This window comes from Xenorhabdus doucetiae, assembly GCF_000968195.1.
Taxonomy (GTDB): Bacteria; Pseudomonadota; Gammaproteobacteria; order Enterobacterales; family Enterobacteriaceae; genus Xenorhabdus; species Xenorhabdus doucetiae.
In genome coordinates this window covers 3,802,814-3,823,234 of record NZ_FO704550.1, presented here as the reverse complement: position 1 = coordinate 3,823,234, position 20,421 = coordinate 3,802,814, and the positions used below count along the sequence as shown (strand labels likewise).

Below are 20,421 nucleotides of genomic sequence, written 5' to 3'. Positions count from 1 at the left end.
ATAAGATAAAAAGGCGTATGCTTTGCTTGTGTTGATTCTGGGTAGATGGATTCTGGGCATAATAGTATGGGAATAATCACATAACTCATGATGGGACAAATGATGCAACAAAAATTGGTAGGTACAGAACGCGGCTGGTGGATTGTCAGTCTTGAAAATCGGGTTTGGCTGCCACAAGGAGAGTTACCTTTGGGCACGGCGGATCAGTGGTCATTGCAAGGCTATCTGGCGCAACCGATCGGCGAGTGGTTGGGCGAAACCGTCTGGTTGGTTCGGCAGAAAATGGCGTCAGATATGGCCTCTCCCCGTTTAATTGCTGATCGGGATGCTCAGTTATTTCAATTGGTCGGGCGGGGTGCCCAACTGGCTGAGTTTTATCGTTCACATCATTATTGTGGTTACTGCGGTCATAAGATGCAGCATAGCCAGCATGAATGGGCCTGTTTGTGCAACCATTGCCATGAACGTTACTATCCACAAATTGCCCCCAGCATTATTGTCGGCATTCGCCGCGATGACCATATTTTGCTGGCACAGCATCAGCGCCACCGCAATGGCGTCCATACTGTACTGGCCGGGTTTGTTGAAGTGGGGGAAACGCTGGAGGAGGCGGTGCATCGTGAAGTGATGGAAGAGAGCGGCATTAAAATCCGAAACCTGCGTTATGTCGCTTCCCAACCGTGGCCTTTTCCCAATTCATTGATGACAGGCTTTCTGGCTGATTATGAGAGCGGCGAAATCAATATTGACCCCGTTGAGCTTATCAGTGCCGATTGGCACCGTTATGATAACCTGCCCTTGATCCCGCCCCCGGATACGATTGCCCGCCGTTTAATTGAAGATACGGTGGCGTTGTGTCGTCAGCCGTAATTGGGGGAATTTGGTGAGAGACAGGTAAGCAAATCACGTTATTGGAGGTTATGCCAGCAGCTCAATGTCAGGCATGTTAAACTGTGCCAATTTTCTCGTGCTAATCAAGGGAGCTTGTCATGAATGAGTTGAAAAACGACCGTTATCTGCGTGCCTTATTGCGCCAGCCTGTCGATATCACACCGGTCTGGATGATGCGTCAGGCGGGTCGATATTTACCCGAATATAAAGCAACACGTCAGGCGGCGGGAGATTTCATCTCGTTATGCAAAAACACGGAGTTGGCGTGTGAAGTCACTCTCCAGCCCTTGCGCCGTTTTCCCCTGGATGCGGCTATCCTGTTTTCCGATATTTTGACGATCCCTGATGCGATGGGATTGGGGCTTTATTTCGAAACGGGGGAAGGGCCACGTTTCCATTCTCCGATTCAGAATCATGCTGATGTAGAAAAATTACCCGTGCCCGATCCCGAACTGGAGTTGGGTTATGTGATGGATGCAGTACGTGCTATTCGCAAGGCACTGGCAGGGCAAGTTCCTCTGATTGGTTTTTCGGGTAGCCCGTGGACGTTGGCAACCTATATGGTTGAGGGGGGAAGCAGCAAGGCTTTCACCAAAATTAAGGCCATGATGTATGCGGAACCTGCGACACTGCATAGCTTACTGGATAAATTGGCAAACAGCGTTATTCTATATCTGAACGCGCAGATAAAAGCGGGTGCGCAATCTGTCATGATTTTCGATACTTGGGGTGGGGTTTTGTCTCATCGCGATTATCTGGAATTTTCCCTGCAATACATGCATAAAATCGTGGATGGCTTGATCCGTGAACATGAAGGGCGTCGTGTGCCTGTGACCCTGTTCACCAAAGGGGGAGGACAGTGGCTTGAGGCGATGGCCGCAACAGGTTGTGATGCACTGGGTTTGGATTGGACCACGAATATGGCGGATGCGCGTCGGCGGGTTGGCGATAAAGTCGCTTTGCAGGGTAATATGGACCCTTCTATGCTGTATGCCCAGCCAGCCCGGATTGAAAAAGAAGTTTCGACAATCCTACACGATTTTGGTGCGGGCAACGGGCATGTTTTCAATTTGGGGCATGGCATTCATCAGGATGTTCCGCCAGAGCATGCAGGTGCATTTGTCGAAGCCGTACACCGGCTTTCAGTAAAATACCATCAATGATTCTATGATTGATACCAAGGCATTACGTCAGGAACAGAGTGAAAAATCACGGCGGGTTATCCGCCATGATGCTTTTTCTGCCTCTTTTACCGTAGATTTTACACCAAAGTTCATTGCGGGTGCTGATGTTGGGTTTGAACAAAGCGGTACGGTAACGCGTGCCGCCATTGTGGTCTTGCAGTATCCCTCACTGGATGTGGTCGAATATCAAATCGCCAGAATTGATACGGTGCTTCCCTATATCCCCGGCTTACTTTCATTTCGTGAATACCCAGCCTTGATGGCAGCATGGCAAAAATTAAGCCTGCGGCCTGATTTGGTGATGGTGGATGGTCAGGGCATTGCCCATCCCCGGCGTTTTGGTATTGCCAGCCATTTTGGGCTATTGGCCGATGTTCCCACGATTGGGGTGGCGAAAAGCCGCTTGTGTGGTGAACATGCACCGGTAGGTGAGATTGTGGGCGATCGTCAGCCATTGCTGGATCATGGTGAGCAGGTCGGTGTTGTATTGAGAAGCAAAAGAAGATGTAATCCGCTCTATATTTCCCTCGGTCATCGGGTCAGTACTGACAGTGCTGTATTTTGGGTTGAGCAGTGTCTGAGGGGATATAAACTGCCTGAACCCACCCGTTGGGCGGATGGGATTGCTTCAAATAGATTGTTTTTTAGGCAAACAATGCAGAAAAATCTATAATTGTGGCGGAAAAGTGTGGATATTCTTGATTTTCAGGTAAACTTCGACGCAAATTAGGCATCATGAGTAACGACCAATGTTAAGAAACCCGATTCACCTGAGGTTGGAGAAACTCGAAAGTTGGCAACATTTGACTTTTATGGCTAGTCTATGTGAGCGGATGTATCCAAATTATCAGGTATTTTGTCGCCAAAGCGGGTTTGCAGACCCTGCACAATATCGCCGGATTCTAGATCTCGTGTGGGAAATTTTGGTCGTTAAAGATGCAAAAGTGAATTTTGATAATCAGCTGGAAAAATTGGAAGCCATTATCCCATCATCAGAAGATTATGATATTTATGGTGTGTATCCGGCGATTGATGCATGCATTGCATTGGGTGAAGTCATTCATTCTCGCCTGAGTGGCTCGACGTTAGAACATGCAATAGCTATTAGTGAAATATCCATCCGCACTGTTGCTATGCTGGAAATGACGCAAGCCAGTCGGGAAATGACTGAGGATGAATTAAAATTATTACCGGCCATTGAGGAAGAATGGGATATTCAATGGGAGATTTACCGTTTGTTGGCAAATTGCGCAGAACGGGACATCGAATTAATTAAAGGATTAAAGGCTGATCTCCGTGAAGCGGGGGTGAGCAATATCGGCATAAATTTGGAGCAGTAACTCATAAAACGTGACTTATTGCTTGATTTGCCGTAGTTAAAAGGCTTCACATTTGCCCTCACTCTGTTCTACATTGGGGGGCGAAAAGAAGTGGCTATCGGTGCGTGTATGCAGGGGTGCTGTCAAATCGGCATATCCGTCGCACTCGATGCTTTGCAAACGATAAACACACTGTAAGGATAATCTATGAATAAGACTGAATTGGTTGATGCAATTGCAGCAGGTGCAGACCTGACTAAAACTCAGGCTAAAGCGGCGCTGGAGTCAACTTTGAATGCAATCACTGAATCCCTGAAAAATGGTGATGCAGTGCAGCTGGTAGGCTTTGGTACTTTCAAAGTTAACCACCGTGCAGAACGTACTGGTCGTAACCCACAGACTGGTAAAGAAATTAAAATCGCAGCAGCAAACGTACCTGCTTTCTCCGCTGGTAAGGCACTGAAAGACGCAGTTAAGTAATCGAATTGCGAAAAAAAATAAGAGGGGGAAATAAACCCCTTTTGTTGATTCTACAGGGGCTGTTAGCATTAGGGTTCGTCTCTTTGCTCAGCGCCTGTTCGATTCAGCCAACAACACCTCTTTTCAGCGCCAGCGGTTTTGTCACTGACAGCGGCGTTATTCGTTTATGGCGTTTGGATGACCAAAACAGTAGACCTCAGGTTATCATGAGTGTTTACAGTCCTTACTACGATAACGCTTACAACGATGCCTCTTACAACAATAAAAACAGCCGTAATAAAGACACCATTGTGACTTTTTACGAATATCGTCATGGCAGCTTGTGGCAAATCCGGCGCAATGTGTTTGATAATCCTCCAATCGTAGAAACATTACGTATCGCCCAAGATGACTCTGTCATTTTTAAGCTGCGGCAATTGCAAAAGCGTAATGAACCGTTATCCGATGATGATGTGGCTCGTCTGAAATTTGATGCTAAGCAGATAGAAAAAACCAGTGACGCTTTAATTGCCGATCAGGTGAATTTATTACAAGGGCATTGGCAGGATGGACGAGTGACCACCTGTGCAGGAAAGCAATTATCGATTGAGTTTGGGTCTGATGCTCAGAAGTGGCTCGAAGAAAGGCGAAATAACAGCGCTGGCTCATTAACGATTGCCTGGCTGAATTCGTCCGCAGGAAACAAGCTCTTGTTGGTCGCTAATGATGATTTTTGTCGTTGGGAACCGACGAAAGATAAGCTGTAATTTTGTCACTTTCGTCGGCTTAGTGAGATTGACTATTTCAAACGGGCAATGGCTCGGTGGCCAATATCTTTACGATAAAAACACCCTTCCCAGCCAATTTGTCCGGCTCTCTGATACGCTTTCTTTTGTGCATCTGCAATATCACACCCTAAGGCAGTCACACACAAAACACGTCCACCCGCAGTAACGACATTTTCATCCTCAAAAGCCGTTCCGGCATGAAAGACTTTTTCATCGATGTCTGATTCATCGGCATCTGATTTCTGCATTAACCCACTGATAACGTCACCTTTGGCGTAGTTAGCCGGATAACCGCCTGCGGCCAGCACGACACCCAAGGCAGGGCGGTCGTCCCATACCGACGTTTTTTCGCCTAACTGGCCGTTGGCACCGGCGAGGCACAGTTCGACCAGATCAGAGCGTAACCGCATCATGATAGGTTGCGTTTCAGGATCACCAAATCGACAGTTAAATTCGATCACTTTCGGCTCACCCTGTTTATCAATCATCAACCCCGCATACAGAAAACCCACGTAGGTATGGCCTTCGGCTGCCATGCCTGCCACGGTAGGGTAAATGATTTTTTCCATCACGCGTTGGTGGATCTCATCCGTGACGACCGGCGCGGGTGAGTAAGCCCCCATTCCCCCAGTGTTCGGCCCGGTATCGCCATCGCCTACACGCTTGTGATCCTGGCTGGTTGCCATCGGCACCACGTTCTTGCCATCCACCATGACAATAAAACTGGCTTCTTCCCCTGCCAGAAATTCTTCAATGACAATACGATGCCCTGCATCACCAAACGCATTACCCGCCAGCATATCTTTGACGGCGCTTTGGGCTTCTTCCATCGTTGCAGCAACCACAACACCCTTACCGGCCGCCAGACCATCGGCTTTAATCACGATAGGAGCGCCCATTTTCTCTAAATAAGCCAGTGCAGGTTCAACTTCAGTGAAATTCTGATAGGCCGCTGTGGGGATATGATGGCGGGCAAGGAAATCTTTGGTGAACGCTTTGGAACCTTCCAATTGAGCCGCCGCTTTTGTCGGGCCGAAAATGGTTAGCCCTGCCTGCTGAAAGGCATCAACCACACCGATCACCAATGGCGCTTCTGGCCCAACAATGGTCAGGCCAATATCATGATGTTGGGCAAAGGCCAGCAATCCTTCTATATCTGTCGCGGCAATATCCACATTTTCTAAATTAGCTTCCAACGCGGTGCCTGCATTACCCGGTGCGACATAAACCTGATTGGCCAGAGGTGATTGTGCCGCTTTCCAGGCTAAGGCATGTTCTCTGCCGCCACTGCCAATAATCAAGATGTTCATTTGAGGTTCCTATTAATGGCGGAAATGGCGCATGCCTGTGAAAATCATGGCAATGCCTTGTTCATCGGCAGCCGCAATCACTTCATTATCACGGATGGAACCACCGGGTTGGATAATACAGCTCACGCCCACCGCTGCGGCGGCGTCAATCCCATCGCGGAAAGGGAAGAAGGCATCGGAAGCCATGACGCATCCCTGAACGTCCAACCCCTCATCTGCGGCTTTAATACCGGCGATTTTGGCAGAGTAAACACGGCTCATTTGGCCGGCACCAATACCCACGGTCATATTCTCCTTGGCATAAACAATCGCATTGGATTTGACGAACTTAGCCACTTTCCAGCAGAACAGGGCATCTTGCCTCTCTTGTTCCGTTGGCTGGCGCTTGGAGACAACAACCAGTTCACTTTCTTTTACCATACCCAAATCGCGATCTTGTACCAGCAAACCCCCGTTGACACGTTTGAAATCTAAGTTGGCAACCGGCGAATGCCATTCACCGCACGCCAAAACACGGACATTTTGTTTTGTTGCCAGGATGGGCAGCGCGGCTTCATTAATAGCAGGCGCAATGATGACTTCAACAAATTGGCGTTCAATGATGGCCTGTGCAGTATTGGCATCGAGTTCACGGTTAAACGCAATGATGCCACCGAAAGCAGAAGTCGGATCGGTCTTAAAGGCGCGGTCATAGGCGGTATGGATGTCAGAACCCATTGCAACACCACAAGGATTGGCGTGTTTGACAATAACGCAGGCGGGTTCAGCGAAACTTTTTACACATTCCAGTGCCGCATCGGTATCTGCGATATTGTTATAAGAGAGTGCCTTGCCTTGTAACTGCGTTGCGGTAGAAATCGAAGCCTCCGCGATTTGACCTTCTATTGCTTCTATATAGAAAGCAGCATCTTGATGGCTGTTTTCACCATAACGCATATCCTGCTTTTTGATGAAATTCAGATTTAGCGTGCGAGGGAAACGTCCTGATGGCTGATCAGTATCACCATAATATGGCGGAACCAGCTTGCCAAAGTAATTGGCAATCATGCTGTCGTAAGCGGCGGTGTGCTCAAATGCTTTGATGGCTAAATTAAAGCGAGTGGACTGCGTCAGTGAATTTTGGTTGTTATCCATCTCCCCAATAATCTTGTTGTAATCTTGGCTATTCACCACAATCGCCACATCTTTGTGGTTTTTGGCAGCAGAGCGAACCATGGTTGGACCACCGATATCAATATTCTCTACCGCATCTTCCAGAGAGCAATTTGGTTGCGCCACGGTTTGAGCAAAGGGATAAAGATTAACGACCACCATATCAATCGGTGAAATCTGGTGTTGTGCCATCACTTCATCATCCTGCCCGCGCCGACCCAAAATGCCGCCATGAACTTTAGGGTGAAGTGTTTTGACACGCCCATCCATCATTTCAGGGAAGCCTGTATAGTCAGAAACTTCGGTGACATTCAATCCGGCTTCCGCCAGCAGACGCGCAGTACCTCCCGTTGAAAGCAGTTCGACACCGCGATTGGATAAGGCTTTGGCAAACTCAACAATCCCCGCTTTGTCAGAAACACTCAGCAGGGCACGACGGATTGGACGAAGCTGTTGCATTGGTGTGATCCCTTGAATTTCATAAAACCAGAATGTGTTATTGGGAAAAATCCACTTATTTGATCGAAAAAATGGCTTCTGCAATAACATTTCAAAACAATCTGAAAAAAACACTGGGTGATTTTTACTTCGCAGATTGTAACGAAAACGTTTGCGTGATGCTCGATAAATTTTAGCAAAATATCGATATGTGGATAAATCTGTGCATATGTGGGTATAAAGCGGCATTTTGCTGTGTAATGCAGCAAGCGGTAATTATTTTCAAAAAAACTATTGCCAGCACCGTAAAATCCCCTATAATGCGCCACCACTGACCGACGCCAAGCTGAGAACAGCCGCTGAGGGAAGCGGAAAGAAAGCGAAAATAAACGCTTGACTCCGGAGGCAAAAAGCGTAAGATACGCAGCCTCGCAACCCGGCACAAACGCCCGGTTGCCAACGCTCTTTAACAAATTAATCAGACAATCTGTGTGGGCACTCGCAAGACACTATCCAACGCCGAAAGGCGGAAAATATTAAAGTCTTGAAGAGTGAACAACAGTTAATTCATTATGAACTAACAGTAAGATTCTTTGAGCATCAAACACTTTGAATTGAAGAGTTTGATCATGGCTCAGATTGAACGCTGGCGGCAGGCCTAACACATGCAAGTCGGACGGTAACAGGAAACAGCTTGCTGTTTTGCTGACGAGTGGCGGACGGGTGAGTAATGTCTGGGGATCTGCCCGATGGAGGGGGATAACCACTGGAAACGGTGGCTAATACCGCATGAACTCTGTGGAGCAAGGTGGGGGACCTTCGGGCCTCACGCCATCGGATGAACCCAGATGGGATTAGCTAGTAGGCGGGGTAAAGGCCCACCTAGGCGACGATCCCTAGCTGGTCTGAGAGGATGACCAGCCACACTGGGACTGAGACACGGCCCAGACTCCTACGGGAGGCAGCAGTGGGGAATATTGCACAATGGGCGCAAGCCTGATGCAGCCATGCCGCGTGTATGAAGAAGGCCTTCGGGTTGTAAAGTACTTTCAGCGGGGAGGAAGGCGTAGGCTTTAATACAGCTTACGATTGACGTTACCCGCAGAAGAAGCACCGGCTAACTCCGTGCCAGCAGCCGCGGTAATACGGAGGGTGCAAGCGTTAATCGGAATTACTGGGCGTAAAGCGCACGCAGGCGGTCAATTAAGTTGGATGTGAAATCCCCGGGCTTAACCTGGGAACGGCATCCAAGACTGGTTGGCTAGAGTCTCGTAGAGGGGGGTAGAATTCCACGTGTAGCGGTGAAATGCGTAGAGATGTGGAGGAATACCGGTGGCGAAGGCGGCCCCCTGGACGAAGACTGACGCTCAGGTGCGAAAGCGTGGGGAGCAAACAGGATTAGATACCCTGGTAGTCCACGCTGTAAACGATGTCGATTTGGAGGTTGTGCCCTTGAGGCGTGGCTTCCGGAGCTAACGCGTTAAATCGACCGCCTGGGGAGTACGGTCGCAAGATTAAAACTCAAATGAATTGACGGGGGCCCGCACAAGCGGTGGAGCATGTGGTTTAATTCGATGCAACGCGAAGAACCTTACCTACTCTTGACATCCAGCGAAGCCTTTAGAGATAGAGGCGTGCCTTCGGGAACGCTGAGACAGGTGCTGCATGGCTGTCGTCAGCTCGTGTTGTGAAATGTTGGGTTAAGTCCCGCAACGAGCGCAACCCTTATCCTTTGTTGCCAGCACTTCGGGTGGGAACTCAAGGGAGACTGCCGGTGATAAACCGGAGGAAGGTGGGGATGACGTCAAGTCATCATGGCCCTTACGAGTAGGGCTACACACGTGCTACAATGGCGGATACAAAGAGAAGCGACCCCGCGAGGGCAAGCGGAACTCATAAAGTCTGTCGTAGTCCGGATTGGAGTCTGCAACTCGACTCCATGAAGTCGGAATCGCTAGTAATCGCAGATCAGAATGCTGCGGTGAATACGTTCCCGGGCCTTGTACACACCGCCCGTCACACCATGGGAGTGGGTGGCAAAAGAAGTCGGTAGCTTAACCTTTTTGGAGGGCGCTGACCACTTTGTGATTCATGACTGGGGTGAAGTCGTAACAAGGTAACCGTAGGGGAACCTGCGGTTGGATCACCTCCTTAACCTGAGATGGTGAAATGTGAGTGTTCACACAGATTGTCTGATGAAAGAAGAAATGAGCAGCGTCTGCGAAGAAGACTCGATGTCCCCTTCGTCTAGAGGCCTAGGACACCGCCCTTTCACGGCGGTAACAGGGGTTCGAATCCCCTAGGGGACGCCATATTGCTCAGGCCCTGGGTGAAAGGCAGTGCCATACAGTATTGTTAAGCGTGACTTGCGAGTCGGTTTAGCAATATTTGCTCTTTAACAATCTGGAACAAGCTGAAAATTTGAAACAATCAGTATGGTTATTCATGACGATATTGATGAGTCTCTCAAAACACTCCGGCCTGAAGACACCTTCGGGTTGTGAGGTTAAGCGACTAAGCGTACACGGTGGATGCCTAGGCAGTCAGAGGCGATGAAGGACGTGCTAATCTGCGAAAAGCGCCGGTGAGCTGATATGAAGCGCTATCAGCCGGCGATGTCCGAATGGGGAAACCCAGTGTGATTTGTCACACTATTATTCACTGAATCCATAGGTGAATGAGGCGAACCGGGGGAACTGAAACATCTCAGTACCCCGAGGAAAAGAAATCAACCGAGATTCCCCCAGTAGCGGCGAGCGAACGGGGAGCAGCCCAGAACCAACAACGGCTTGTGTGTCAGTGGAAGCGTCTGGAAAGGCGCACAGTAAAGGGTGACAGTCCCGTACACGAAGATGCACCAGCCGGGAGTTCGATGAGTAGGGCGGGACACGTGGTATCCTGTCTGAACATGGGGGGACCATCCTCCAAGGCTAAATACTCCTGACTGACCGATAGTGAACCAGTACCGTGAGGGAAAGGCGAAAAGAACCCCGGCGAGGGGAGTGAAAGAGAACCTGAAACCGTGTACGTACAAGCAGTGGGAGCACCCTTTAGGGTGTGACTGCGTACCTTTTGTATAATGGGTCAGCGACTTATATTCTGTAGCAAGGTTAACCGCATAGGGGAGCCGCAGGGAAACCGAGTCTTAACTGGGCGTTAAGTTGCAGGGTATAGACCCGAAACCCGGTGATCTAGCCATGGGCAGGTTGAAGGTTGGGTAACACTAACTGGAGGACCGAACCGGCTAATGTTGAAAAATTAGCGGATGACTTGTGGCTGGGGGTGAAAGGCCAATCAAACCGGGAGATAGCTGGTTCTCCCCGAAAGCTATTTAGGTAGCGCCTCGTGAACTCATCTTCGGGGGTAGAGCACTGTTTCGGCTAGGGGGCCATCCCGGCTTACCAACCCGATGCAAACTGCGAATACCGAAGAATGTTATCACGGGAGACACACGGCGGGTGCTAACGTCCGTCGTGAAGAGGGAAACAACCCAGACCGCCAGCTAAGGTCCCGAAGTCATGGTTAAGTGGGAAACGAAGTGGGAAGGCTCAGACAGCCAGGATGTTGGCTTAGAAGCAGCCATCATTTAAAGAAAGCGTAATAGCTCACTGGTCGAGTCGGCCTGCGCGGAAGATGTAACGGGGCTAAACCATGCACCGAAGCTGCGGCAGCGACACGTTTGTGTTGTTGGGTAGGGGAGCGTTCTGTAAGCCGTTGAAGGTTGGTCGTGAGGCTGGCTGGAGGTATCAGAAGTGCGAATGCTGACATAAGTAACGATAAAGCGGGTGAAAAACCCGCTCGCCGGAAGACCAAGGGTTCCTGTCCAACGTTAATCGGGGCAGGGTGAGTCGACCCCTAAGGCGAGGCTGAAAAGCGTAGTCGATGGGAAACAGGTGAATATTCCTGTACTCGGTGTTACTGCGAAGGGGGGACGGAGAAGGCTAGGCCGGCCGGGCGACGGTTTGTCCCGGTTGAAGCGTGTAGGTGGGATGATTTGGCAAATCCGGTCATCTGTATAACACTGAGGCGTGATAACGAGCCACCACGGTGGCGAAGCGGTTGATGCCCTGCTTCCAGGAAAAGCCTCTAAGCATCAGGTAACATTGAATCGTACCCCAAACCGACACAGGTGGTCAGGTAGAGAATACTCAGGCGCTTGAGAGAACTCGGGTGAAGGAACTAGGCAAAATGGTGCCGTAACTTCGGGAGAAGGCACGCCGGCACTAGGTGAAGTGACTTGCTCACGGAGCCGAAGCCGGCCGCAGATACCAGCTGGCTGCAACTGTTTAATAAAAACACAGCACTGTGCAAACACGAAAGTGGACGTATACGGTGTGACGCCTGCCCGGTGCTGGAAGGTTAATTGATGGGGTTAGCGGTAACGCGACGCTCTTGATCGAAGCCCCAGTAAACGGCGGCCGTAACTATAACGGTCCTAAGGTAGCGAAATTCCTTGTCGGGTAAGTTCCGACCTGCACGAATGGCGTAATGATGGCCAGGCTGTCTCCACCCGAGACTCAGTGAAATTGAACTCGCTGTGAAGATGCAGTGTACCCGCGGCAAGACGGAAAGACCCCGTGAACCTTTACTATAGCTTGACACTGAACCTTGAGCCTTGATGTGTAGGATAGGTGGGAGGCTGTGAAGTGCGGACGCCAGTCTGCACGGAGCCATCCTTGAAATACCACCCTTGAATGTTTGATGTTCTAACGTAGGCCCGTCATCCGGGCTGCGGACAGTGTCTGGCGGGTAGTTTGACTGGGGCGGTCTCCTCCCAAAGCGTAACGGAGGAGCACGAAGGTTGGCTAAGCATGGTCGGACATCATGCGGTTAGTGCAATGGCATAAGCCAGCTTGACTGCGAGCGTGACGGCGCGAGCAGGTGCGAAAGCAGGTCATAGTGATCCGGTGGTTCTGAATGGAAGGGCCATCGCTCAACGGATAAAAGGTACTCCGGGGATAACAGGCTGATACCGCCCAAGAGTTCATATCGACGGCGGTGTTTGGCACCTCGATGTCGGCTCATCACATCCTGGGGCTGAAGTAGGTCCCAAGGGTACGGCTGTTCGCCGTTTAAAGTGGTACGCGAGCTGGGTTTAGAACGTCGTGAGACAGTTCGGTCCCTATCTGCCGTGGGCGCTGGAAGATTGAAAGGGGCTGCTCCTAGTACGAGAGGACCGGAGTGGACGCACCACTGGTGTTCGGGTTGTCATGCCAATGGCACTGCCCGGTAGCTAAGTGCGGAAGAGATAACCGCTGAAAGCATCTAAGCGGGAAACTTGCCTTGAGATGAGTCTTCCCTTGTCCCTTGAGGGCACTAAAGGAACGTTCGAGACGAGGACGTGGATAGGCCGGGTGTGTAAGCGTCGCGAGACGTTGAGCTAACCGGTACTAATGACCCGTGCGGCTTAACCTGACAACACCGAAGGTGTTTTGGGGTGATTTTGAGAAAAAGACGAAAAGTTTCAGATGAAAGAATGTCACAGCTTGTTCGGGATTGAAAAACAGGATTTGTCTGGCGGCAATAGCGCGGTGGTCCCACCTGACCCCATGCCGAACTCAGCAGTGAAACGCCGTTGCGCCGATGGTAGTGTGGGGCCTCCCCATGCGAGAGTAGGGCACTGCCAGACATTATTTTAGCCAAAAAAGCCATCCGTCACCGGGTGGCTTTTTTGCGTTTGGGGGTTTTTATGATATCTGGTGATTTTTACGTGTATAAGCAGCCAGTATTGCCCTTTCTGATAAGGCTAAATAATCCTTCATTTTTTTAGCTGCCTCTTCATTTTGTCCTGAGATAAGCAGTTCTAGAATATGCGCATTTTTGTCGATATAAGGTGCATACAAAAGTTCAGGATCATTTAACATGCCGAAAGCCAGACGGAGTTCTGCGGAGATATTGTGATAGAAAGCGATCAACCTTTCACTATCAGTTAACTCTACGATCGCGGCATGAAAGTGCATATTCGCTGTTCCGGCACCAATCCAATCTTGTTGCTCGCGACATTGTTGAGCGACTTCAACAGATTGTTTCATTTTGGCAACGCTGGGATGCATGGTATAAGCCTGAGCCAGAGCCTGACATTCAATGAGTTGCCGAACCCGATAGATATCAATAATGGATGCAATATCAGGCGTTGCTACAAATACGCCACGATTAGGTTCATGTTTCAGCAGCCCTTCTTGGGTAAGAAGACGGAACACTTCACGTAACGTATTGCGTGAAATTTCAAGCTGTTCACTCAGCGCAGCTTCTGATAGTCGTTGTCCCGGTAATAACTCCCCAATAACCAGTTTATTTCTGATGGATTCGGCGATTCTTTTGCTTAAAATCTGGGGAGAATGGTTTTTTTTCATAGTCATCCGTTAGATTCAATGGCTGATAACAAACACCTTCAAAGCGTATATAAAAGCGAATCTTCACATATTCCCCAGTAACCAGCAAGTTACCGCCCTTGAACCAATGTGGGGCAATATTATTGTGCCTGTTGCACCTAAATCGTGCGTATTGGCGATAAATTCAATGGAAAATGTTAATAAAGTGATCGCTATTGGATTTTAAGGATCGATAATACAATTCTATTTGCTTATTTCCTCGTCAGATTATATCTATTGTTCAACAATACATTTACCTTAATAAAACAATTCTCTTATTTGGTTCCACAATGGTACAGATATTGCTTAGAAAACAATAAATACAATAACGATGACAGGGGAGAATAGCCTATGGCTATGCAGGAAACGCAGGAAACAGTGAAACAAAACTCGGCAGGTTTTGTCTCAAATCGGCGTTCGTCTTTGATTGCTGCGTTTTTTTTGATGGCGACATCAGCGATCGGGCCGGGGTTTATCACTCAGACAGCGACATTTACTGCGACGATGGGAGCGGCTTTTGCCTTTGGTATCCTGGCCTCGATTTTGATCGATTTTGTGGTACAGCAAAACATTTGGCGAATTGTCACATTAACCCGAATGCAATCGGCTGATATTGCCAATGCAGCGATTCCGGGAAGTGGCTACTTGTTGGCTGCTTTGGTGATCCTTGGCGGATTAGTGTTTAACATCGGTAATATTGCGGGAGCGGGATTAGGGCTTAATGCCTTGGTGGGACTGGAGCCGAAGTGGGGCGGATTATTCAGTGCACTGATGGCGATTTACATTTTTACCTCTCGTCAAGCCAGTGTCGCCATCGATCGGATTATGGTGATATTGGGTCTGGTCATGATAGGCATGACACTGTTTGTTGCGATAGTTTCCAATCCACCAGTGGGAGAAGCCTTGCGGCAAACCGTACTGCCTGATGAAATCAATTTTGCGACGATCACAACGATTGTTGGCGGAACGGTTGGTGGTTACATTTGTTATGCAGGTGCTCACCGTTTACTGGATAAAGGCGCGGTGGGCGTTGAAAACATCAAAGTTGTTTCCCGTGCCGCAACCAAAGGCATCTTGGTCGTTGGCCTGATGCGCTACCTGTTATTTCTTGCCATCTTAGGCGTGGTTGCCAGTGGTTTTACTCTTGATATTGCCGGTAAAACGGCAAACCCTGCCTCTCAAGCCTTTCAGATCGCCGCTGGTGAATTTGGGCTGCGCATCTTTGGTTTAATTTTTTGGGCCGCGGCAATGACCAGCATTATCGGGGCTGCCTATACTTCCATTTCCTTTTGCAGTGTTTTTCGAAAGCAATTGACTGAGCGCCAGCGCAATATCGCCACCTTGTTCTTTATTGCCGCATCGTTGGCCGTTTATCTATTAGTGGGAACGCCGCCCGCCGCGTTGTTGGTTTTCGCCGGTGGTTTCAATGGGCTTATTCTTCCGCTTGGTTTGACCCTCTTTGTGTATGTTGGCTGGAAACGTGCCGATTTGATGGCCGGATATGTCTATCCACGCTGGTTGCTGTGGTCAGGCGCGTTGACTTGTGTGCTGACATGGTACATGGCTGTCATGTCTATCGGTTCAATCTTTGAGTTTTTGCAATCCGCTTAAGGGGATCATCATGATAACAACGATCGATTTAAATAGTGATCTGGGTGAAAGTTTTGGCCAATGGCGGATGGGAAGTGATGAAGCAATATTGGGGATTGTCAGTAGTGCTAACGTTGCCTGTGGTTTTCATGCGGGTGATCCGGCCGGGATTTTGCAGACCTTGAAATCGGCACAGAAAAATAATGTCGCAATCGGTGCCCATGTTTCCTACCCCGATTTGGTTGGTTTTGGGCGACGTAAAATGGATATTGCCAGCCATGAGCTGACCGCTGATGTGATTTACCAGATTGGTGCCTTGCAAGGATTGGCAGCGGCGGCGGGCACCAGAGTGAGTTATGTTAAGCCGCATGGCGCGCTGTATAACACCATCGCAAATGACGAATATCAGGCGCTTGCTGTGATTGAAGGCATTTTGGCGATCGATCCCAACCTGATGTTGGTCGGTTTGGCGGGCTCAAACATTCTTAAGCTGGCTCAGGAAAGAGGGCTGAAAACCATCGCGGAAGCATTTGCTGATCGTGCCTATACCTCACAAGGGGAGTTAGTCTCCCGCCGCGAAGCGGATGCCGTTTTGCATGATGCGGATCTCGTTGCTCAACGCATGTTGCAATTGGTGACAGCAGGGGGGCTTGAGTCCATTGATGGCAAATTTACCCCTATTCAGGCGGATTCGATTTGCGTGCATGGTGATAGCCCCGGTGCGGTAGCGATGGCCAAACAGGTCAAAACCGTTTTGCAACAGGCGGGAATCACCATTCAGCCATTTATTCATCCATGAGCATGGATCGCATTGATACAATGATTTAGGGAGATAGCCTTGCGTTTTTTACCTGTTAATGGCCATACCATCATGGTTGAATTGAGTGGATTGGCAGAAACATTGGCTCTGCTTGATTCACTGAATAAGTCACCGATTTTGGGAATTGAAGAAATTATTCCGGCAGCGAGAACGTTGATGATTTGTTTTCGGCCGACAAAAATATCGAGCCAACAATTGGCGGCAGAAATCCGTCGCCGGAACTTGCAAGAACGCCGTCATGCCACGGGAAAACGGCTAGAAATTCCTGTGCATTACAACGGTGATGACCTTGCTTTGGTTGCGGAAATATTAGGGTGTACCGTTCAGGAAGTGATTCATCAACATACCGAAAATGAATACACCGTCGCTTTCACCGGGTTTGCCCCTGGGTTTGCTTATATGGTATCGGATACCGTGCAATGGAATATTCCTCGCAGAGAAACCCCCAGAACACGCATTCCGGCAGGTGCTGTTGCTCTGGCGGGGGAATTCAGCAGCGTTTATCCGCAGGCGAGTCCCGGCGGATGGCAAATTATCGGCCTGACAACCGAACGCATGTGGGATCTTTCCCGCTCGTCTCCAGCCTTATTGCAACCCGGTTATCGGGTTAATTTTCGGGATGCCGGGCGCTGCCCTGCAATAATCAGCTTACCTGAAACCCGGCTGCCTGAAACGTCTGGCAATAACCTAGCGCCTGTTTCAAAAACGACTTGCCATCTGGAAATCTTGTCGGTGGGATTACAAACCTTATTCCAAGATTTGGGGCGTGTGGGTCAGGCAAAATCAGGGATCTCCGAATCGGGGGCAATGGACAAAAGCGCCTTGCGTAGTGCGAATCGTATTGTGGGAAATGCCTCTGACCAAGTTTGTCTGGAAATCGTGCAGGGGGGATTTAAAGCTGTTGCGCATGGGCAGATGCTGATTGCGATTACGGGGGCACCCTGTCCAATAGCGATAAAAACGCCATCGGGTGAAATATTCTATGTGAACACTTACCAACCGATTGATCTCAACGAGGGTGATGAAATTTCGCTGGGTATGCCTGTCGCCGGAATGCGTTCGTATTTATCGGTACGCGGAGGTTTCACCGTTCCGGCCATTTTATCCAGTCATTCCTTTGATACATTGTCTCATATCGGGCCTGCCCCATTGAAAGTGAACGATAAAGTAGCCATCGGTGCAACCTTTCACTGCGCCGCGATATCTGTTTCTGAAACGCCGGCATTTGCCATGCCAAATAAAGATGAAATTGTGGTATTGGATATCCTGTTTGGCCCGCGTACAGATTGGTTCACGCAAGCATCCATCGACTTATTGAGTAAACAGGTTTGGCAGATCACGCCTCAATCCAATCGCATTGGGTTGAGGCTAAATGGTGAGTGCTCACTATCTAGAATTAAGCAACAAGAATTGCCCAGTGAAGGCACCTGTGCAGGGGCAATACAAATTCCTGCCAGCGGGCAGCCCGTCCTGTTTTTGGCTGACCATCCATTGACCGGCGGATATCCGGTGATTGCTTCAATCGCAGATTATCACCTCGATCTGGCGGGTCAGATCCCCGTTAATGCCAAAATTCGATTCAATCCCATCAGCCCATTCCATGAAATTCAAGGGAGTCATGATTTGCCATGAACACCACGACGAATAATTTAAATAATAACCTTAAGAAAGTATTGATTGCTAACCGTGGTGAAATTGCTGTTCGGATCATTCGGGCTTGCCGCGATTATGGCATTCAGACGGTCGCTGTTTATGCAGATGCCGATATGAATGCCCAACATGTTCAATTGGCTGATGAAGCTTATGCTCTGGCCGGAAACAGCCCGACGGAAACTTACCTCAATATGCCTCGTTTGCTGGAGGTGGCACAGCGATCTGGCGCAACGATGGTGCATCCCGGCTACGGCTTTTTGTCTGAGCGATCGGAATTTGCTCAGGCCGTGATGGATGCGGGTTTAATTTGGATTGGCCCTGACCCTGAAACCATTGATGAGCTGGGTGATAAGGTTAAGGCGCGTAAAATAGCCCAGAAAGTGGGTGCGCCATTGGTTGTTGGGACATCAGAGCCGGTCAAAAATGCACAGGAAGTGGTTGCTTTTGCCGAGCAGCATGGCTTGCCGATTGCCATCAAAGCGGCTTTTGGTGGCGGAGGACGGGGGCTGAAAGTTGCCTGGCGCATGGATGAAGTGGCAGAGCTTTATCACTCAGCAATACGTGAGGCGACAGCGGCATTTGGTCGTGGCGAATGTTTTATTGAGCAATTTTTGGATAAACCGCGCCATATTGAAGCACAAGTGATTGCGGATAAACAGGGTAATGTGGTGGTTTTGGGAACCCGTGATTGCTCCTTACAGCGCCGTAACCAGAAGTTGGTGGAAGAAGCGCCAGCACCATTTTTGACGCAGGAACAAAGAGAACGTATCCACCAGTCAGCCAAGGCTATTTGTGCCGAGGCCAATTATGTGGGGGCGGGTACAGTTGAATTTTTACTTAGCACAGAGGGAACACTTTCTTTCTTGGAAGTAAATACTCGCTTACAAGTAGAGCATCCTGTGACAGAAGAGACGACGGGCCTTGATCTGGTTATTGAGCAGTTGCGCATAGCAGAAGGTTATCCGTTAAGCATTCAGGAAACACCGATACTACGAGGGCACTCGTTTGAATTTCGCATTAATGCGGAAGATGCAGCGAAAGGTTTCCTGCCGATGACTGGCACCATCACCGAATTTATCCCGCCTTCTGGCCCCGGCATTCGCTTGGACTCTGGTGTGATTACTGGCTCCAGCATTCCGGCCTCCTTTGATTCACTGATGGCAAAATTGATTGTCACCGGGGCGAGTCGGGAACAGGCCATTGTTCGGGCACGTCGGGCATTGAAAGAGTTTCAGATCCATGGCGTAGCCTCTGTGCTGCCTTTCCATCAAGCGGTGATGGAGCACCCTGATTTTATTTCTGGTGATACCTTCAAGGTGCATACCCGCTGGATCGAAACGGATTTTGTGAATGAGCTGGAGGCTTCGTTGCGCCAGTTGCCGGTTGAAGATAAAAGTATTACCCGCACTTTTATTGAGATTGATGGCCGCAGGCATGAATTAGGATTGCCTGTAGATTTATTGGCGGGATTGGCACATTTAGCGCCTGTTGGTGAACAGCAATCTTCCCAATCTGCCATCAAGGAAAAATCGCCGGAAGATCCCCGTCAGGTCAAAGCGCCTATTTCCGGTATCCTGCACTCTTGGATGGTTAAAACAGGTGAGCAAGTCAGTGAAGGCGATGTAATTGCCGTTATGGAAGCTATGAAAATGGAAGTACAGATCCATGCTCATCGCGCAGGAAAAATCGCATTTTGTGTTCAGACAGGGGCTTATCAGGATGCAGAGTCTGTTCTGGCGCACATAGAGTAATTATTTTGGCTAAAACAGCAGGATCTGTTGATCCTGCTCCCCACATGACGGCATAAGACGTTGAAAAACACTGTTCCATTCGCCGAATTCAGGAGGAAGATCGCGCCAGAGAATCCCTTTGTATCTGTTAATAGAGTTCGCGGCATGATGGTGAGGTTGGGTTGTTTTTTTGGCGCTTAATGTCATCATTATCATTGGCGCAATAACTAAATGCGAAAAATGCAATTATTGATGGAATGATTATCGTGAAAAATAACCAAAACATTTTCATACCTCCTTCTTAGTAAAATGTTTATTAGGCATTCTATTTTACACATTCCAAAAGATCAAAGATTATTTTTTAGTCAATTTGAGGTTGCCGGATTACTATTACTGTGCCACGAATGTATCCAATGGCTTGATAGTGGATGTATTCTCAGATTTTCCAGATCCGCGTTGTCAGGGAAAGGTCGAGCACCTTTTTATTGATATCTTAGTGATAGCGGTGTGCGCTTCATGGACAGATATTGAACAGTGTGGCCAGCGTAAAAAGGGATTGGCTGCGTTTATTTCTTCAGAAAAGCGGGAAATTATCGCCATTGATAGTCAAAGTTCACGCCATTCGTTTGATAAGAAAATTGAACAAAGCCGATTACATGGAGAGTATCCAGATATGCACCATCCCCGTCTTTAAAGTTATTTACATTTCCCAAAGA

General features: G+C 49.1%; 15 protein-coding genes, 1 tRNA gene and 3 rRNA genes. 15 read left to right on the top strand and 4 right to left on the bottom strand.

Annotation, left to right across the window (positions count from 1 at the left end; translation table 11 throughout):
* The first annotated feature begins 99 nt into the window (after positions 1–99).
* From nudC to XDD1_RS16680, 6 genes are all read left to right on the top strand, one after another.
* Positions 100–870, top strand: coding sequence for an NAD(+) diphosphatase (nudC, locus tag XDD1_RS16705; protein WP_045972937.1), 771 nt, complete (start codon positions 100–102; stop codon positions 868–870).
* Positions 871–989: 119 nt separating this feature from the next.
* On the top strand, positions 990–2,054 hold the full coding sequence (hemE, locus tag XDD1_RS16700; RefSeq protein WP_045972935.1) for a uroporphyrinogen decarboxylase: 1,065 nt from the start codon (positions 990–992) through the stop codon (positions 2,052–2,054).
* Positions 2,055–2,058: 4 nt separating this feature from the next.
* Positions 2,059–2,748 (top strand): deoxyribonuclease V, encoded by a 690-nt coding sequence (gene nfi, locus XDD1_RS16695; protein ID WP_045972933.1) that lies wholly within the window; start codon positions 2,059–2,061, stop codon positions 2,746–2,748.
* A gap of 76 nt (positions 2,749–2,824) precedes the next feature.
* The gene (locus XDD1_RS16690) at positions 2,825–3,415 is read left to right on the top strand and encodes a YjaG family protein (protein WP_045972931.1); all 591 of its coding nucleotides are present in this window, start codon (positions 2,825–2,827) and stop codon (positions 3,413–3,415) included.
* 186 nt (positions 3,416–3,601) lie between these two features.
* Positions 3,602–3,874, top strand: a complete 273-nt coding sequence (hupA, locus tag XDD1_RS16685; RefSeq protein ID WP_010848914.1) for a nucleoid-associated protein HU-alpha — start codon at positions 3,602–3,604, stop codon at positions 3,872–3,874.
* A gap of 47 nt (positions 3,875–3,921) precedes the next feature.
* Positions 3,922–4,620 carry a DUF1481 domain-containing protein gene (locus XDD1_RS16680; protein WP_231854527.1) on the top strand — a complete coding sequence of 233 codons (699 nt, stop codon included), beginning with the start codon at positions 3,922–3,924 and terminating at the stop codon, positions 4,618–4,620.
* A 32-nt stretch (positions 4,621–4,652) separates the two neighbouring features.
* Here the strand turns inward: XDD1_RS16680 and purD are convergent, their stop codons facing one another.
* Positions 4,653–5,951, bottom strand: coding sequence for a phosphoribosylamine--glycine ligase (gene purD, locus XDD1_RS16675; RefSeq protein ID WP_045972929.1), 1,299 nt, complete (start codon positions 5,949–5,951; stop codon positions 4,653–4,655).
* Positions 5,952–5,963: 12 nt separating this feature from the next.
* A complete protein-coding gene (gene purH / locus XDD1_RS16670; RefSeq protein WP_045972927.1) occupies positions 5,964–7,562 on the bottom strand; it encodes a bifunctional phosphoribosylaminoimidazolecarboxamide formyltransferase/IMP cyclohydrolase in 1,599 nt (532 codons plus the stop codon).
* 590 nt (positions 7,563–8,152) lie between these two features.
* Here purH and XDD1_RS16665 point away from each other — a divergent pair.
* The 4 genes from XDD1_RS16665 (at position 8,153) to rrf (ending at position 13,170) form a co-directional block, all read left to right on the top strand.
* Positions 8,153–9,695: ribosomal RNA gene (locus XDD1_RS16665) — 16S ribosomal RNA — on the top strand.
* A gap of 82 nt (positions 9,696–9,777) precedes the next feature.
* Positions 9,778–9,853: transfer RNA gene (locus tag XDD1_RS16660), tRNA-Glu, on the top strand.
* Between the two features lie 192 nt (positions 9,854–10,045).
* Positions 10,046–12,956, top strand: a 23S ribosomal RNA gene (locus XDD1_RS16655).
* A 98-nt stretch (positions 12,957–13,054) separates the two neighbouring features.
* Positions 13,055–13,170 (top strand): 5S ribosomal RNA (rrf, locus tag XDD1_RS16650).
* Together the 16S, 23S and 5S rRNA genes with 1 tRNA gene alongside form the textbook arrangement of a ribosomal RNA operon.
* Before the next feature lie 58 nt (positions 13,171–13,228).
* Here rrf and XDD1_RS16645 read toward each other — a convergent pair.
* A complete protein-coding gene (locus tag XDD1_RS16645) occupies positions 13,229–13,894 on the bottom strand; it encodes a GntR family transcriptional regulator (protein WP_045972925.1) in 666 nt (221 codons plus the stop codon).
* A 369-nt stretch (positions 13,895–14,263) separates the two neighbouring features.
* Between XDD1_RS16645 and XDD1_RS16640 the strand changes: the two genes are divergently transcribed.
* The 4 genes from XDD1_RS16640 to XDD1_RS16625 are packed head-to-tail and all read left to right on the top strand — an operon-like array spanning position 14,264 to position 19,726.
* Positions 14,264–15,523: an NRAMP family divalent metal transporter gene (locus XDD1_RS16640; protein ID WP_045972924.1), complete on the top strand. Its 1,260-nt coding sequence runs from the start codon at positions 14,264–14,266 to the stop codon at positions 15,521–15,523.
* Positions 15,524–15,533: 10 nt separating this feature from the next.
* Positions 15,534–16,301, top strand: a complete 768-nt coding sequence (locus XDD1_RS16635) for a LamB/YcsF family protein (protein ID WP_045972922.1) — start codon at positions 15,534–15,536, stop codon at positions 16,299–16,301.
* Between the two features lie 39 nt (positions 16,302–16,340).
* Positions 16,341–17,954: a 5-oxoprolinase subunit B/C family protein gene (locus XDD1_RS16630; RefSeq protein ID WP_045972920.1), complete on the top strand. Its 1,614-nt coding sequence runs from the start codon at positions 16,341–16,343 to the stop codon at positions 17,952–17,954.
* Positions 17,951–19,726, top strand: coding sequence for an ATP-binding protein (locus tag XDD1_RS16625; RefSeq protein WP_045972918.1), 1,776 nt, complete (start codon positions 17,951–17,953; stop codon positions 19,724–19,726). The genes XDD1_RS16630 and XDD1_RS16625 overlap by 4 nt, the downstream gene beginning before the upstream one ends.
* A 9-nt stretch (positions 19,727–19,735) precedes the next feature.
* Here the strand turns inward: XDD1_RS16625 and XDD1_RS19520 are convergent, their stop codons facing one another.
* Complete coding sequence (locus tag XDD1_RS19520) at positions 19,736–19,915, bottom strand: transposase (protein WP_167541637.1); 180 nt, start codon at positions 19,913–19,915, stop codon at positions 19,736–19,738.
* 214 nt (positions 19,916–20,129) lie between these two features.
* Here XDD1_RS19520 and XDD1_RS16620 point away from each other — a divergent pair, with 214 nt between their 5' ends.
* Positions 20,130–20,399, top strand: a complete 270-nt coding sequence (locus XDD1_RS16620; protein ID WP_045972916.1) for a DDE transposase family protein — start codon at positions 20,130–20,132, stop codon at positions 20,397–20,399.
* The last annotated feature ends 22 nt before the right edge of the window (positions 20,400–20,421 follow it).

Coding starts and splice junctions, on each gene's coding strand:
- XDD1_RS16645 (WP_045972925.1), bottom strand. CDS start 13,894: ATGAAAAAAAACCATTCTCCCCAGATTTTAAGCAAAAGAATCGCCGAA.
- purH (WP_045972927.1), bottom strand. CDS start 7,562: ATGCAACAGCTTCGTCCAATCCGTCGTGCCCTGCTGAGTGTTTCTGAC.
- nudC (WP_045972937.1), top strand. CDS start 100: ATGATGCAACAAAAATTGGTAGGTACAGAACGCGGCTGGTGGATTGTC.
- XDD1_RS16625 (WP_045972918.1), top strand. CDS start 17,951: ATGAACACCACGACGAATAATTTAAATAATAACCTTAAGAAAGTATTG.
- hupA (WP_010848914.1), top strand. CDS start 3,602: ATGAATAAGACTGAATTGGTTGATGCAATTGCAGCAGGTGCAGACCTG.
- XDD1_RS19520 (WP_167541637.1), bottom strand. CDS start 19,915: ATGATGACATTAAGCGCCAAAAAAACAACCCAACCTCACCATCATGCC.
- XDD1_RS16690 (WP_045972931.1), top strand. CDS start 2,825: ATGTTAAGAAACCCGATTCACCTGAGGTTGGAGAAACTCGAAAGTTGG.
- XDD1_RS16635 (WP_045972922.1), top strand. CDS start 15,534: ATGATAACAACGATCGATTTAAATAGTGATCTGGGTGAAAGTTTTGGC.
- purD (WP_045972929.1), bottom strand. CDS start 5,951: ATGAACATCTTGATTATTGGCAGTGGCGGCAGAGAACATGCCTTAGCC.
- nfi (WP_045972933.1), top strand. CDS start 2,059: ATGATTGATACCAAGGCATTACGTCAGGAACAGAGTGAAAAATCACGG.
- XDD1_RS16640 (WP_045972924.1), top strand. CDS start 14,264: ATGGCTATGCAGGAAACGCAGGAAACAGTGAAACAAAACTCGGCAGGT.
- hemE (WP_045972935.1), top strand. CDS start 990: ATGAATGAGTTGAAAAACGACCGTTATCTGCGTGCCTTATTGCGCCAG.